The sequence below is a fragment of the Bacillus sp. 22-7 genome (genome assembly GCF_010628845.1).
Classification (GTDB): Bacteria; Bacillota; Bacilli; order Bacillales; family Cytobacillaceae; genus Cytobacillus; species Cytobacillus firmus_B.
In genome coordinates, this window is sequence record NZ_NJQY01000014.1 from 309,913 (window position 1) to 325,587 (window position 15,675).

14 protein-coding genes are annotated in these 15,675 nt (G+C 44.1%); 13 read left to right on the forward strand and 1 reads right to left on the reverse strand.

Features of this window, described 5'->3' with window-relative positions; genetic code table 11:
• Positions 1 to 86 precede the first annotated feature (86 nt).
• The 13 genes from CE058_RS12965 (at position 87) to pyrE (ending at position 13,664) form a co-directional block, all read left to right on the forward strand.
• Entirely contained in the window at positions 87 to 374 is a 288-nt protein-coding gene (locus CE058_RS12965) for a hypothetical protein (RefSeq protein WP_163143123.1), read from the forward strand.
• 79 nt (positions 375 to 453) lie between these two features.
• A complete protein-coding gene (gene lspA / locus CE058_RS12970; protein ID WP_163143126.1) occupies positions 454 to 951 on the forward strand; it encodes a signal peptidase II in 498 nt (165 codons plus the stop codon).
• Complete coding sequence (locus tag CE058_RS12975; RefSeq protein ID WP_163143129.1) at positions 923 to 1,834, forward strand: RluA family pseudouridine synthase; 912 nt, start codon at positions 923 to 925, stop codon at positions 1,832 to 1,834. Before lspA ends, CE058_RS12975 begins: the two co-directional genes overlap by 29 nt.
• Before the next feature lie 177 nt (positions 1,835 to 2,011).
• Positions 2,012 to 2,560: a bifunctional pyr operon transcriptional regulator/uracil phosphoribosyltransferase PyrR gene (gene pyrR / locus CE058_RS12980; protein WP_197087565.1), complete on the forward strand. Its 549-nt coding sequence runs from the start codon at positions 2,012 to 2,014 to the stop codon at positions 2,558 to 2,560.
• A gap of 137 nt (positions 2,561 to 2,697) precedes the next feature.
• Positions 2,698 to 4,002, forward strand: a complete 1,305-nt coding sequence (locus CE058_RS12985) for a solute carrier family 23 protein (RefSeq protein ID WP_163143132.1) — start codon at positions 2,698 to 2,700, stop codon at positions 4,000 to 4,002.
• 150 nt (positions 4,003 to 4,152) lie between these two features.
• The gene (locus CE058_RS12990; RefSeq protein ID WP_163143135.1) at positions 4,153 to 5,091 is read left to right on the forward strand and encodes an aspartate carbamoyltransferase catalytic subunit; all 939 of its coding nucleotides are present in this window, start codon (positions 4,153 to 4,155) and stop codon (positions 5,089 to 5,091) included.
• Positions 5,054 to 6,340 carry a dihydroorotase gene (locus tag CE058_RS12995; RefSeq protein WP_163143138.1) on the forward strand — a complete coding sequence of 429 codons (1,287 nt, stop codon included), beginning with the start codon at positions 5,054 to 5,056 and terminating at the stop codon, positions 6,338 to 6,340. Before CE058_RS12990 ends, CE058_RS12995 begins: the two co-directional genes overlap by 38 nt.
• A complete protein-coding gene (locus tag CE058_RS13000) occupies positions 6,337 to 7,443 on the forward strand; it encodes a carbamoyl phosphate synthase small subunit (RefSeq protein WP_163143140.1) in 1,107 nt (368 codons plus the stop codon). Before CE058_RS12995 ends, CE058_RS13000 begins: the two co-directional genes overlap by 4 nt.
• Positions 7,422 to 10,634, forward strand: coding sequence for a carbamoyl-phosphate synthase large subunit (gene carB, locus CE058_RS13005; protein WP_163143143.1), 3,213 nt, complete (start codon positions 7,422 to 7,424; stop codon positions 10,632 to 10,634). The genes CE058_RS13000 and carB overlap by 22 nt, the downstream gene beginning before the upstream one ends.
• Complete coding sequence (locus CE058_RS13010; RefSeq protein ID WP_286167972.1) at positions 10,634 to 11,410, forward strand: dihydroorotate dehydrogenase electron transfer subunit; 777 nt, start codon at positions 10,634 to 10,636, stop codon at positions 11,408 to 11,410. Before carB ends, CE058_RS13010 begins: the two co-directional genes overlap by 1 nt.
• On the forward strand, positions 11,407 to 12,351 hold the full coding sequence (locus CE058_RS13015) for a dihydroorotate dehydrogenase (RefSeq protein WP_048007917.1): 945 nt from the start codon (positions 11,407 to 11,409) through the stop codon (positions 12,349 to 12,351). The genes CE058_RS13010 and CE058_RS13015 overlap by 4 nt, the downstream gene beginning before the upstream one ends.
• Positions 12,320 to 13,039 (forward strand): orotidine-5'-phosphate decarboxylase, encoded by a 720-nt coding sequence (gene pyrF, locus CE058_RS13020; RefSeq protein ID WP_163143149.1) that lies wholly within the window; start codon positions 12,320 to 12,322, stop codon positions 13,037 to 13,039. Before CE058_RS13015 ends, pyrF begins: the two co-directional genes overlap by 32 nt.
• Positions 13,029 to 13,664, forward strand: coding sequence for an orotate phosphoribosyltransferase (gene pyrE, locus CE058_RS13025; RefSeq protein ID WP_163143152.1), 636 nt, complete (start codon positions 13,029 to 13,031; stop codon positions 13,662 to 13,664). Before pyrF ends, pyrE begins: the two co-directional genes overlap by 11 nt.
• 42 nt (positions 13,665 to 13,706) lie before the next feature.
• On the opposite strand, the gene CE058_RS13030 is transcribed toward pyrE, so the two are convergent.
• Positions 13,707 to 15,422, reverse strand: coding sequence for an Rqc2 family fibronectin-binding protein (locus CE058_RS13030; RefSeq protein WP_163143155.1), 1,716 nt, complete (start codon positions 15,420 to 15,422; stop codon positions 13,707 to 13,709).
• Positions 15,423 to 15,675: the final 253 nt, after the last annotated feature.

The window sequence follows — 15,675 nt, forward strand, 5'->3', positions numbered from 1 at the left end:
TTGTGCCGTTTGCTAAAAGTTTGTCCGTGTCTGAAATCCGTTTCGAGAAAATAATAAAGTAAACATCTCAGAACGGAGGAAAAAGCATGGATGCAAAAGCAGAAGGGCTATATACAGAACTCCGTAATACAAGACAGGAAATATTGGAAAAGCTTATGGAAGGCAACAGTTCCCCTTTGATAAAGCCTATTTTATTGGAAGAGCTGCATGATATTGAACAAACACTTGCCAAAATTGAATCAGGAAAATTCGGCAAGTGTGAAATTTCGGGTGAGCTCCTGCCGGAAGATTTGCTGCAGATGATTCCTACTTTAAAAACAATGGAGGATTGCAGCAGACTGGGGAATTTCTACAGAAAGTCTATTTTCCACTGAGTTTAAGCGTGTGCTGTGTTTTTTATTCAGATTGTGCTAAAATGCAAAGGTAATGATATGAGATATGGGGGTTGCCTTTGTGTTTTATTACATAATTGCATTGTTCGTTATTGCACTTGATCAGTTTACGAAGTGGCTGATTGTAAAGAACTTTGAATTAGGGGAAAGTGTTAAAGTTATTGAGGACTTTCTTTATATTACATCGCACCGCAACCGTGGCGCTGCCTGGGGCATCCTGCAGGGGCAAATGTGGTTTTTCTACGTTATAACCGTTATTGTCATAATTGGTATCATTTATTACATTCAAAAAGCAGCCAAAGGCAAATTGCTTCTTGGAGTCTCTTTGGGCCTGATGCTGGGCGGAGCAATTGGAAACTTTATTGACAGGGTATTTCGAAAAGAAGTGGTGGATTTCGTAAACACTTATATTTTTGGCTATGACTTTCCCGTTTTCAATATTGCTGACTCGGCGCTGGTCATTGGGGTAGGACTATTGATGATTCAGATGGTGCTTGAAGAGAGAGAAGCAAAGAAAAAGGAGAAATCTTATGGAGAAAATGGAACACATCATTCCTGATGAACAGGCAGGAGAAAGAATAGATAAAGTGTTATCCACATTGAATGCGGATTGGTCAAGAACTCAGGTACAGCAATGGATCAAGGATGGCAATGTTTTGGTGAATGGCCAAAAGCCTAAAACTAATTACAAATGTTCCGCAAACGATAAAATTGAAATATCAATACCTGAACCAGAAGAACTGGATGTAGTGCCGGAAGAAATGGATTTGGATATTTATTATGAAGACCAGGATGTCCTCGTTGTAAATAAACCGAAAGGAATGGTTGTCCATCCTGCAGCCGGGCATGGAACTGGAACACTTGTAAATGGTCTTATGGCTCATTGCAAAGACTTATCAGGAATTAATGGGGTCATGAGGCCCGGAATAGTTCATAGAATCGATAAAGATACGTCGGGACTTCTCATGGTTGCAAAGAATGATATGGCACATGAGAGTCTTGTGAACCAGCTGATGAACAAAACTGTTACACGTAAGTACCGGGCCATTGTCCATGGAGTTATTCCACACGACTACGGTACTATTGATGCGCCAATCGCCCGCGATCCCAAAGATCGTCAAAGTATGAGTGTTGTGGACAATGGAAAACATGCGGTTACGCATTTTCAGGTCATTGAGCGTTTCAGGGATTTCACACTGGTGGAATGCCAGCTGGAAACGGGAAGAACACATCAAATCCGGGTTCATATGAAATACATCGGCTATCCTCTTGCAGGGGATCCTAAATACGGTCCCAGAAAGACACTTGATATCGGAGGACAGGCACTTCATGCAGGCGTTCTTGGCTTTGAACATCCACGTTCTGGCGAGTACCTTGAATTTGAAGCACCTGCACCTGCTTATTTTAAGGAACTAGTAGAGAACCTGGCAAATAATCGTTGACAATTGTCCAATTGTGCTATATGATGACTATAGTTGAATAAGTCCTTTAAAACAGTCCCGTGAGGCTGGGAAGGAAACGGATTGAATAAGGAGAATTGTGTCCTTATTCTGCAGTTTACCCTCTCACCTGATCGGTGAGAGGGTTTTTTGTATATAAATCTGATAATAGGGGTGATCATGATGCAGCAGCAAAAAGCAATTGTTTTGGATGACCAGGCAATCAGGAGAGCGCTGACAAGGATTGCTCATGAAATCATAGAGAAAAATAAAGGGATTGAAAATTGCATTCTGATTGGCATCCGGACCAGGGGGATTTACCTGGCGAACCGCCTGGCGGAAAGAATTGAACAAATCGAGGGAGCCAAAATTGATGTAGGCGAACTTGATATCACTCTCTATAGAGATGATCTTACGAAAAAGACTGAAAATCAGGAGCCGCTTGTCAAAGGCTCGGATGTTCCAAAAGATATTAACGATCAGAAGGTGATCCTGATCGATGATGTTCTTTATACAGGAAGAACAGTTAGAGCTGCCCTTGATGCGCTGATCGATATTGGGAGGCCATCTCAGATTCAGCTTGCAGTCCTTGTGGACCGCGGCCATAGGGAGCTTCCGATAAGAGCTGATTATGTAGGAAAGAACATTCCAACCTCCAGTTCGGAAAAAATTGTCGTCGAGCTGAAGGAAGTGGATGAAAACGACCAGGTAAGTATATATGAAAATTAAATAGCCCTTTTAAATGCAGTCCAGAGAGGCTGGCAAAGGGGAACACAGCAGAATCGGTCTGTCTTTTGCTGTGCTCTTGCACCCTCTTTGCACTCCTGCAAAGAGGGTTTTTTAATAAAATGCAGAGGAGAGATCGTATGAATAAGCCTATTTTAGATATAAAAGATGTACCAAAACCAGCCCATTGGCTGACATTAAGTTTACAGCATTTATTCGCTATGTTCGGAGCCACTATACTTGTACCATACTTAGTAGGATTAAATCCTGCCATTGCACTAATCTCAAGCGGACTGGCAACGATAGCCTTTCTAATCATTACAAAATGGCAGGTGCCTGCATACCTTGGTTCATCTTTCGCATTCATTGCCCCGATCTTAGCTGCCAAAGCTGCCGGAGGCCCGGGTGCTGCCATGATCGGCAGCTTCATGGCTGGACTTGTGTATGGGGCAATAGCCCTGATCATCAAAAAAGCAGGCTACCGCTGGATTATGAATTTGCTTCCGCCAATTGTGGTAGGACCTGTAATCATTGTAATCGGATTGGCATTAGCAGGGACAGCGGTCGGGATGGCTATGAATAATCCTGAAACTGGTGAATACAGCATGCTGCATTTCTCAGCAGCGCTTATCACTTTAGGTGCAACAATCATCTTTTCCATCTATGCAAAAGGTATGCTCAGTATGGTGCCGATTCTGGCAGGGATCATCATCGGCTATGTTTACTCACTGGCTGTGGGCCTGATCGACTTCTCGCTTGTACAGCAGGCCGCCTGGTTCGAAATGCCGGAATTCTTATTCCCGTTCGCAGATTATGAAGTGAGGATAACCCTGGATCTTGCGCTTCTAATGATTCCAGTAGCTGTTGTGACAATCTCTGAACATATCGGCCATCAGCTTGTCCTTGGAAAAGTAGTTGGAAAAGATTACATTAAAGAACCGGGTCTTCACCGCTCCATCCTTGCTGATGGAACAGGAACAATGATCTCGGCATTAATCGGGGGTCCGCCAAAGACAACTTACGGTGAAAACATTGGTGTACTCGCCATCACGAAAATTTACAGTGTCTATGTACTTGCGGGTGCTGCAGTCATCGCCATCATCTTCGGATTCATTGGCAAGGTGACAGCACTGATCAGCTCGATCCCTACTCCAGTAATGGGCGGCGTATCGATCCTGCTGTTCGGGATCATCGCTTCATCAGGATTAAGAATGCTGGTTGACAGTAAAGTGGATTTTGGAAACAACCGCAATCTGGTTATCGCATCAGTCATCCTTGTCCTGGGAATTGGGGGAGCTCACATCGAGATTTGGGCATTCAAACTGGAAGGAATGGCACTGGCAGCAATCAGCGGTGTTCTCCTGAACCTGATTCTCCCTGGCAGGGAAGAGACTAAGGAAGATATATTTGAAACAGAAAACGAAAAAAAAAATAAAGTAGCTTAATGCTTTTTAACTAAGTCCCGAGAGGCTTAAAAGGGTGTTGGCGGCAAACCTGGCTATACGGTATCAGTTTATCCGTATATCCGGCTGCCTCAACTTTGCAGCACCCTGACCAAATCGGCAGGGTGCTTTTTTTGAAGGGGAGGATAAAAAATGAAACATTTGCTCACTACCTCAGAGTTGGAAATTAAAGAAATCAATAAAATTCTTGAAGATGCGCAATATTTTTTAAACGGCGGAACATGGACTCCTGAACAAAAGGTTTTTGTCGCTAACCTTTTCTTTGAGAATAGCACTAGAACCAAATGCAGCTTTGAAGTGGCGGAAAGGCGGCTTGGATTGGACATAATTCCTTTTGAAGTCAGCACATCAAGTGTATCCAAGGGTGAGTCATTATACGACACAGTCAAAACGCTGGAAGCGATCGGTGTGCATGCAGTCGTCATCCGCCATAGCGAGGATCGCTACTTTGACGAATTGGCAGACAAAAGCGGTGTGTCCATCCTGAATGCAGGGGATGGCTGCGGGCACCATCCAACACAATCACTGCTTGATCTGCTGACGATTAAACAGGAATTCGGATCCTTTGAAGGATTAAAAGTAGCCATCATTGGTGATATCGCACATAGCCGTGTCGCAAGATCCAATGCAGATGCACTTGTCCGGCTCGGTGCAAAGGTTGTTTTTTCAGGTCCAAAAGAATGGTTCGATGAAGAAATGCTTGTGAATGGAATGTATGAAGATGTTGACACAGCTATAGAAACTTCTGATGTTGTCATGCTGCTGAGAATCCAGCATGAGAGGCATGAATCGAAAGCTGACCAATCTGCTGAAGAATACCACCTGGCATACGGCCTTACAGAAGATCGTGAAAGAACAATGAAGCCAAACAGCATTATTATGCATCCGGCACCTGTAAATCGGGGTGTTGAAATAGCAGATTGTTTAGTGGAATGCGGGCGTTCCAGGATTTTTAAGCAGATGCAAAATGGTGTGTACATCCGAATGGCAGTATTAAAACGATCAATTGAACATATTGAAGGGGGAGCTAAACATGTCAACATTGATAAAAAATGGCCAGTTGCTTACTAAGGAAGGGAATTTTGAAAAAACGGACATTTACATAAAGTCAGGAAAAATCGCTGAGATAGGTGCAGGTGTGGGGAGAGAGGCGCAGGAAGTGATTGATGCAGAAGGATTGCTGATTGCTCCAGGTTTTATAGACCTGCACGTCCACTTGCGTGAACCAGGCGGTGAAAAGAAAGAAACAATCGAAACTGGCACAAGAGCAGCTGCTAAAGGCGGTTTCACAACGGTTGCTGCGATGCCGAATACCCGGCCGGTACCTGATACAAAAGAACAGCTTGAAAAATTGAACAGCCGTATTGATGAGACTGCGGCGGTCAAGGTTCTGCCTTATGCATCGATTACAATCCGTGAGCTTGGCCAGGAATTAACCGATTTTAAAGCTTTGAAGGAAGCTGGGGCGTTTGCTTTTACAGATGATGGAGTAGGGGTGCAATCAGCAGCCATGATGCTTGAGGCAATGAGGAATGCCGCAGATCTTAACATGCCTATTGTTGCCCACTGCGAAGAAAATACACTCATTAACAAAGGCTCCGTACATGATGGAGTTTTTGCTAAAGAGAACGGTTTAAATGGTATTCCTTCTGCCTGTGAATCAGTGCAAATCGCAAGGGACGTTCTTCTTGCAGAAGCTGCCGGCTGCCATTATCATGTCTGCCACATCAGCACGAAAGAGTCTGTCAGGGTGGTAAGAGATGCAAAGCGTGCAGGCATCAAGGTAACAGCCGAGGTGACACCTCATCACCTCCTTCTATGTGAAGAAGATATCCCGGGTCTGGATGCTAACTTTAAAATGAATCCTCCATTAAGAGGCGCAGATGACAGAGCTGCCTTAATCGAAGGATTGCAGGATGGCACAATAGATTTTATTGCCACCGACCATGCACCACATACAGCAGCAGAAAAAGAAGAGGGGATGGAACTGGCGCCTTTCGGGATTGTCGGACTTGAAACTGCCTTTCCGCTTCTTTACACCCACTTCGTTGAGAAGGGGATATTCACTCTAAAGCAGTTGATTGATTACTTAACAATCAAGCCAGCAGAGGCATTCGGCATTCAATCAGGGAAATTGGAAGCTGGTGAAATAGCAGATCTTGTCCTGCTTGACCTGAACCGTCAGGAAAAGATTGATCCAGCTCAGTTCTTATCAAAAGGGAAAAACACGCCATTTACCGGCTGGGATTGTAACGGCTGGCCGGTAGTGACAATAGCAGGCGGGAAAATTGTTTGGGACAGAGGGAGTGTAAAAGCATGAAAAAACAGCTGATTCTGGAAGACGGAACAATTTTTATTGGAAAGGGATTCGGAAGTGATACGAATTCAATTGGAGAAGTAGTATTCAATACAGGAATGACGGGTTATCAGGAAATCCTGTCTGACCCATCCTACTGCGGCCAAATCGTAACCTTGACATACCCTTTAATCGGAAATTATGGGATAAACAGAGACGATTTTGAATCGATCTCCCCGGCAATCTCCGGTTTCATTGTGAAAGAAGCGTGCGAGTTTCCTTCAAACTGGAGAAATGAACAATCGATTGAAGAATATTTTAAGATGAAAAACATCCCTGGAATTGCTGGCATAGATACCAGGAAATTAACAAGAATTATCAGGCAGCATGGTACGCTGAAAGGTGCTATTTGCAGCATAAGTGAAAACCCGGAAGTAATCATTGAAAAACTGCGGGCAACCAAGCTGCGAAACGATCAGGTTAAGCAAGTGTCAACTAAGACACCTTATCCAAGCCCTGGCCGCGGCAGAAGGGTAGTCCTTGTGGATTTCGGCATGAAACACGGGATCTTAAGAGAACTGAACAAACGGGATTGTGATGTGATTGTTGTGCCTTATAATACACCAGCTGAAGATATACTCAGCATGAGCCCGGATGGAGTTATGCTTTCAAATGGCCCTGGAGACCCGAAAGATGTTCCGGAAGCCATCACAATGATTAAAGGACTGCTGGGAAAAGTACCGATTTTCGGAATTTGTCTGGGACATCAGCTTTTTGCCCTTGCTTGCGGTGCCAATACAGAAAAACTGAAATTCGGCCATCGCGGTTCAAACCATCCGGTGAAAGATCTGCAAACCGGAAAAGTCGCTTTAACATCTCAAAACCATGGATACTCAGTAGAAGAAAATTCAATTACTGGTACGCCGCTTAAAGTAACACATATCGCCTTAAACGATGGAACAATTGAAGGCTTAAAGCATAAAGAAGTCCCTGCATTCACTGTTCAATATCATCCTGAAGCTTCACCGGGACCCGAGGATGCAAACGGATTATTTGAACAATTCTTGCAAATGATTGAATCACATAAAGAGGAAGGTGCTGCAGCATGCCAAAGCGTACAGATATAAAAAGTATTTTAGTAATCGGATCAGGACCAATTGTCATCGGGCAGGCAGCAGAGTTTGATTATGCCGGAACACAGGCCTGCATTGCTTTGAAAGAGGAAGGCTACCGCGTAATTCTTGTAAACTCAAATCCTGCCACTATTATGACAGATACCGAGATTGCTGACGCGGTATATATAGAGCCGCTTACGCTGGAATTCGTCAGCCGCATTATCCGGAAAGAACGTCCTGATGCGCTCGTTCCAACTCTTGGGGGACAGACGGGATTAAACCTGGCAGTAGAGCTTGCTGAATCAGGTGTTTTGGAAGAATGCGGGGTTGAAATCCTCGGTACAAAATTATCTGCTATCCAAAAGGCGGAAGACCGGGACCTTTTTAGAAACTTGATGAATGAACTTGGCGAACCAGTGCCTGAAAGTGAAATTATTCATAACCTGGATGAGGCATATGAGTTTGTAAAAAGGATTGGCTATCCGGTCATTGTGCGCCCTGCTTTCACATTGGGGGGAACAGGCGGGGGCATCTGCCACGATGAAGAGGATCTGATTGAAATTGTGACTAGCGGCTTAAAGAACAGCCCTGTTACACAGTGTTTGCTTGAAAAGAGCATTGCGGGCTTTAAGGAAATTGAGTATGAAGTGATGAGGGATTCCAATGACAATGCGATTGTTGTCTGCAATATGGAAAACTTTGACCCGGTAGGGGTTCATACGGGAGATTCAATTGTTGTAGCGCCAAGCCAAACTTTGAGTGATCGTGAATATCAGCTGCTGAGAAACACTTCATTAAAAATTATCCGCGCCCTCGAGATTGAAGGAGGATGCAATGTGCAGCTGGCGCTTGATCCGGATAGCTTCAATTATTACATTATCGAAGTCAACCCGCGTGTAAGCCGCTCATCTGCGCTGGCTTCAAAGGCGACAGGTTATCCGATTGCCAAACTGGCAGCCAAGATAGCGGTAGGGCTGACACTTGATGAAATGATGAATCCTGTGACAGGAAAAACATATGCCTGCTTTGAACCGGCATTGGATTATATTGTCTCAAAAATTCCACGCTGGCCGTTTGATAAGTTCGAATCTGCAAACCGTTCGCTTGGCACCCAAATGAAGGCTACAGGAGAAGTAATGGCGATAGGACGGACATTTGAAGAATCTCTCCTGAAAGCAGTACGTTCACTTGAAGCAAACATTTATCATCTTGAGCTGAAGGATGCCGGCCAAATTTCTGATGAATTGATCGAAAAGCGAATCCGTAAAGCTGGAGATGAACGTCTGTTTTATATCGGTGAAGCCATCAGAAGGGGAGTCACTATCGAGACGATCCATGAATGGAGCAAAATTGATTTATTCTTCCTTTATAAGATTAAGAAAATCATAGATTTTGAGAATGTACTAACTGAAAATCCTTTTGACCCTGAAACAGGGAAAGCTGCAAAGGAAATGGGCTTTGCCGATCTGGTAATTGCCAGGCTGTGGGATTCAAATGAGTTGGAAGTATACAGCTGGAGAAAAGAACATGCGATTGAACCGGTTTATAAAATGGTTGATACATGTGCAGCGGAATTTGAATCGGAAACTCCGTATTTCTATGGAACTTATGAAGATGAGAACGAATCGGAAGTATCCGGCCGCAAAAGTGTTGTCGTTCTGGGCTCAGGACCAATCCGGATCGGGCAGGGAGTGGAGTTTGATTATTCAACTGTTCACGCGGTATGGGCCATTAAGGAAGCAGGATATGAAGCAATCATCATTAATAATAATCCTGAAACAGTCTCTACTGACTTTAGCATCTCCGATAAGCTCTATTTTGAGCCGCTAACGATTGAAGATGTCATGCACATTATCGATCTTGAGAAACCGGAAGGTGTAGTTGTGCAATTTGGCGGACAAACGGCTATTAATCTTGCAGCAGATCTGGTTGAAAGAGGCGTAAAAATTCTGGGAACTTCGCTTGAAAGCTTAGACCGGGCAGAAGACCGGGATAAATTTGAGCAAGCTCTTGCTGAGCTTGGCATCCCGATGCCTAAAGGAAAGACTGCCCTGTCAGTGGAGCAGGCAGTAGCAATTGCCGGTGAAATCGGATATCCAGTAGTCGTCCGACCATCATATGTACTTGGCGGAAGAGCCATGGAGATCGTTTATAAAGAAGATGAGCTACTATACTATATGGAAAATGCTGTAAAAGTAAACCCGGAGCATCCAGTATTAATTGACCGATATTTGACTGGGAAGGAAATTGAAGTGGACGCTATCTCGGACGGGGAAAATGTGCTTATTCCAGGCATCATGGAGCATATAGAAAGAGCTGGAGTACACTCAGGAGATTCCATTGCAGTCTATCCTCCGCAAAATATATCAGAAGCAATCAAAAACAAGCTTGTTGAGTACACGGAGAAGATGGCCAAAGGCCTTGGCATTATAGGTCTGCTAAATATCCAGTATGTAGTGGCTAAAGGGGAAGTATATGTCCTGGAAGTCAACCCGCGTTCAAGCCGGACAGTTCCGTTCTTGAGCAAGATTACAAATGTGCCAATGGCTAAAATCGCCACAAAGGTTATCATGGGCCAAACTCTTGCTCAGCAGGGCTTTGGATCCGGACTTGTTCCGGAGAGAAAAGGCGTGTTCGTAAAAGTGCCGGTGTTCTCTTTCGCGAAATTAAGAAGAGTAGACATCACTTTAGGGCCTGAAATGAAGTCAACAGGTGAAGTTATGGGGAAAGATTCCACACTTGAAAAAGCCCTTTATAAAGGCCTTGTTGCTTCCGGCATGAAAATCCAGCCGTTTGGAACTGTACTAATGACTGTCGCCGACAAGGATAAGGAAGAAGCTCTGCAGCTGGCAAAAAGATTTGTATCCATCGGCTACAGACTAATGGCGACAAGCGGAACGGCTTTATTCCTGAAAACTGAAGGCATCCCTGTAAAAGTAACTGGGAAAATCGGCTCAGAAGGGCCTAACCTTCTGGATGTCATAAAAAATGGCGAAGCGCAATTTGTTATTAACACTTTAACAAAAGGAAAACAGCCTGCCAGAGATGGCTTCCGCATCCGCCGTGAATCAGTGGAAAATGGCGTGCCATGCCTAACTTCACTTGATACGGCAGAAGCAATCCTTCAAGTAATCGAATCAATGAATTTTTCAGCAGACGCGATGGATAAGCCAGAAGAAGTCCGGGAGGCGGTTTTATCTTGATCAGACAGGAACAATGTAAAGTAATATCACAAATTAAACTGGCCGAAAACATTTACGAGCTCACCCTTCAAGGTGAGCTTGTTCATGAAATGAAAGAGCCCGGGCAATTTGTCCATTTGAAAATATCGGAGGGCTATGATCCAATGCTGAGAAGGCCAATCAGCATTGCAGAAATTTCACCTGATGAAAGCCAGTTTAAAATGATTTACCGTGCTGAAGGCAGAGGAACGGCATTGCTTTCAGAAAAAAAACATGGTGATTACACTGATGTACTGGGACCGCTTGGAAATGGGTTTCCGATCAGTGAAGCTGGCCGGGGAGAGACGGCACTTCTTGTAGGGGGAGGAATCGGAGTCCCCCCTTTATATGAACTGTCCAATCAGCTTTTAAACCGTGGCGTTAAGGTGATTCACGTCCTGGGTTTTCAATCGGCGGGCGCAGTATTTTATGAGGAAAAGTTTTCCCGGCTGGGCGAGACCTACCTGGCTACAGTTGATGGAAGCGCAGGAATGAAGGGTTTTGTTACAGATGTTATTAATCGGTTGAATATTGATTTCGATGTTTTATATTCCTGCGGCCCGACGCCGATGCTGAAGGCGCTTGAAAATCAATTCCCTCATAAAAAGGTATTCCTGTCATTGGAAGAACGAATGGGATGCGGCATCGGGGCATGCTTTGCATGTGTCTGCCATACAGGGGATGACCCGGAAGGTTACAGTTATAAAAAAGTCTGCAGTGACGGACCGGTCTTTAAAGCAGGGGAGGTAGTTCTATGAATTCATTAAACGTCAGTCTGCCTGGGCTGGAATTGAAAAATCCAATCATGCCTGCATCCGGATGCTTTGGCTTCGGCAGGGAATTCAGCCAGCTGTATGATTTGAGCCAATTGGGCGCAATCATGATAAAGGCGACGACTTTAGAGCCCCGATTTGGAAATCCAACACCAAGAGTGGCTGAGACATCTGCAGGGATGTTAAATGCAATTGGTCTGCAGAATCCCGGCCTGGAAAAAGTGGTAAATGAAGAATTGGCATGGCTTGAACAATACGATGTACCGATCATTGCCAATGTAGCCGGTTCGCAGGAAGAGGATTATATTGCGGTTGCCAGTAAAATTTCTGCAAGTCCGAATGTACATGCACTTGAACTCAACATCTCATGCCCGAATGTGAAAACAGGCGGGATTGCATTTGGCACTATTCCGGAAATTGCAAAAAATCTAACGAAAAAAGTAAAAGAGGTTTCTGAAGTACCTGTCTATGTGAAGCTTTCGCCAAATGTCACAAATATTGTAGAAATGGCTAAAGCAGCAGAAGATGGCGGAGCGGACGGTTTAACAATGATCAACACGCTTGTTGGCATGAGAATCGATCTAAAAACCGGCAATCCGATTCTGGCAAATAAATCAGGCGGACTTTCAGGGCCTGCCATCAAGCCAGTCGCACTCCGGATGATATATGAAGTGAGCCAGCAGGTATCCCTTCCGATTATCGGCATGGGAGGAATTGAATCTGCAGAGGATGTCATCGAATACTTCTACGCAGGTGCAAGTGCAGTAGCGGTTGGGACAGCTAACTTTGTAGATCCCTTTGTGTGTCCTAAAATTATCGGTGAGCTGCCAGAACTTATTAAGAAGCTCGGGTATGAACATATTAGCGAATGCACAGGAAGGAGCTGGAAGAAACATGAAAAAAAAGCCGCTCATTATTGCTCTTGATTTTCCAGGAAAAAAGGAAGTTCATCATTTTCTGCAGGGCTTTGAAAATGAAAAGTTATTTCTAAAGGTCGGCATGGAGCTATTTTACCAGGAGGGACCTTCCATTGTTCACGATTTAAAGGAACAAGGGCACGATATTTTCCTTGATCTCAAGCTTCATGATATTCCGAATACTGTAAAAAGTGCCATGAAGCGTCTTGCCGGGCTTGGCTGCGATATGGTAAATGTGCATGCCGCAGGAGGAAAAGCCATGATGGAAGCAGCATGTGAAGGACTTGAAGCAGGAAGCACTGGGAAAAGGCCATCTTGTATTGCTGTGACGCAGCTGACAAGCACATCCGAACAGCAAATGAAATCAGACCAATTAATCGCTGTTTCTTTAAATGAATCTGTTCTTCATTATGCCAATCTTGCCAAAGAAGCAGGACTTGATGGTGTAGTATGTTCAAGCTTTGAGGCGAGGGAGATAGGATTGCAAATAGGCTCTTCCTTTTTGACTGTAACACCGGGAATACGCCTGTCCTCTGACGATAATGGAGACCAGAAGAGAGTGGCCACACCTGAATTCTCAAGAAAAGAAGGGGCTTCTGCCATTGTGGTGGGAAGGTCGATTACCAGAGCGGAAAATCCATTCGAAAAGTATATTCAATGCAAGCAATCCTGGGAGGGTGTTCTGAATGAAGCATAAAATAGCAGAAAAATTACTGGATATAAAGGCTGTAGCATTAAACCCAAACGATCCGTTTACATGGTCCTCAGGACTTCGATCCCCCATTTATTGCGATAACCGTTTGACACTGTCTTTTCCTGAAATCAGAAAAGAAATTGCTGCCGGCCTTCAGGCTATCATATTAGATAAATTTCCTGAAGCAGAACTAATTGCAGGGACAGCCACAGCGGGCATTCCGCATGCAGCCTGGGTCAGTGACAATATGGAACTGCCAATGTGCTATGTCCGCTCTAAGGCCAAGGGCCATGGAAAAGGAAAGCAAATTGAAGGTAAAGCTGATAAAGGCCAGAAGGTTGTTGTTGTTGAAGATCTGATCTCAACTGGTGGAAGTGCCATTACTGCTGTCAAGGCTTTAAGAGAAGCAGGCTGTGAAGTGCTGGGTGTGGCGGCGATCTTCACATACCAGCTTCAAAAAGGAAAAGAAATGCTGGCCGAAGAGCACATCGAAGCATATACTCTGACTGATATTGAAGCTCTGACAGAAGTAGCTGTTGAAAAGGGCTATATCCAGGAAGAAGATATGAATAAGCTGATTGAATGGCGAAAAGACCCGGCTGAGTGGGGAAAAGCAATTCAACTTTAGTCAATGAAAAAAGCAAGCATCGGAGCTTGCTTTTTCATTTCTTTACAGATTTTGTTTTAAGGACAGAACCGTTTCTTCATCAGGTGTAACGTAAACTGTCTGCTGATTGTCATATATGACAAATCCGGGTTTGGCACCGCTTGGTTTTTTCACATGCCTGACTTGGGTGAAGTCAACAGGTACGGAACTTGAATTGCGTGCTTTGCTGAAGTAAGCAGCGAGTGATGCAGCTTCAAGAATGGTGTTTTCTGCTGGTTCCTTGCTTCGGATTACTACATGTGAACCGGGAATATCCTTTGTATGCAGCCAGATTTCATCCCTTGCAGCTAATTTGTTCGTTAAATAATCATTTTGCTTATTGTTTTTCCCGACTAGTATTTCCGTTCCGTCCGTGGCAGCATAGCGGTCAAGAACAGGCTTAAGATTCTGCTGTTTCTTGTTTCCCCGTTTCTGCCTTTCGCGAATATAACCGCCTTCAGTAAGCTCTTCTCTTATTTCGGCAATGTCTCTTGTAGATGCAGTTTCTACTTGCTGAAGAAGAGACTCGAAGTATGCTGCTTCCTCTTCTGCTTTCTTGATTTGCTCTTTTACTGCAATTACGGCATTTTTTGCTTTTTGATATCTTGTAAAATATTTTTGTGCATTCTCGGAAGGAGTCTTCTGAGGATCCAATGGAATGATAACTGAAGCGCCATTTTCATCGTAATAATTGATGACTTCGGTTTCCTTCATTCCCTTCTGAATAGCATAAATATTGGCCGTGATCAATTCCCCATATAATTGATGTATATCGGCATTTTCTGCTTCATGAAGGGTTCTTTTCAACTTCTCAATTTTCTTCTCATTCTTTTCTTTCTCATTTATTATAAACCGTTCAAGATCATTGGATTGCTGTTTGACCCGGTCTCTTTCGGCTTTGCCGAAATAAAAGCGGTTCAGCATTTCACTCAGGGAATTAAACTCCCTGCTTTCCCCTTTTATATGCTGGAGGGGCAATAAATAAAAGCTTTCTTTATGTTCCCCTTCTGTAATGGCAGGCCTTATTGTATGGTCTTTCAGCAAGTCAATAAAATGCTGGAAACTTTTAGGGACAGTTGTCCTGTTAACAAGACCTGCATGGTGCATCACTTCTTTGGCAAAAAGCGGTGAGATTCCGGCGAATCCCGCCACAAGCTGTTTATCAACTTTCCCGCTGTTAAAATCAATCTTGCGCAGTATAGCTTCTTCATCCGCCTCGAAGGGATTCAGTTTATCCTGAGATGGAGGGAGTATGTACTCCTGTCCGGGCAAAATTGCACGATGGCTATTAACGGCATAAGAAACGTGCTTGATGCTGTCGAGAATGATATTTCGGGATTTATCTACCAGCGTAATATTGCTGTGCCTGCCCATAATCTCAACAATCAGCTGTTTATAGGATGTATCGCCAATCTCATTCCTGCCTTTCACCTCAAACACGATTATACGGTCAAGCCCGATTTGATGGACATCTTCAAGTATGTAGCCTTCCAGGTGCTTTCTTAAAAGCATGCAGAACATCGGCGGCTCTGAAGGGTTTTCGTGTGTTTCATTCGTCAGCTGGACTCTCGCATAGCTTGGATGGGCTGACAGCAAAAGCCTGTGATTCTTTCCATTTGCCCGCACAACTAAAATGATTTCATTTTTATATGGCTGCTGAATCTTATTGATTCTGCCGCCCTTTAAAGTATCTATGAGCTCTTTCGTCATAGCTCTTGTGAACAAACCATCAAATGACATATCGGAACATCCTCTTCTATTAAAAATAACATTAGATATACATTATTCTTTCATTTATTAAATAAAAATCAAGTTTTACTGCTTGGTCTTTCTATTTTCAGGCGTCTTCCGCTTTTCTAATGCTGTCTAGCTCCAGGCGCCATCGGCTCGAGGTCATAAGCTTGTCTAGTTTCGGCTCTTAGGGACTCTCGGGTCTAAGCCGTTCCCTTCCAGAAGGAAAAAACACCTTCTTACAGGGACCGTCTTATGCTTG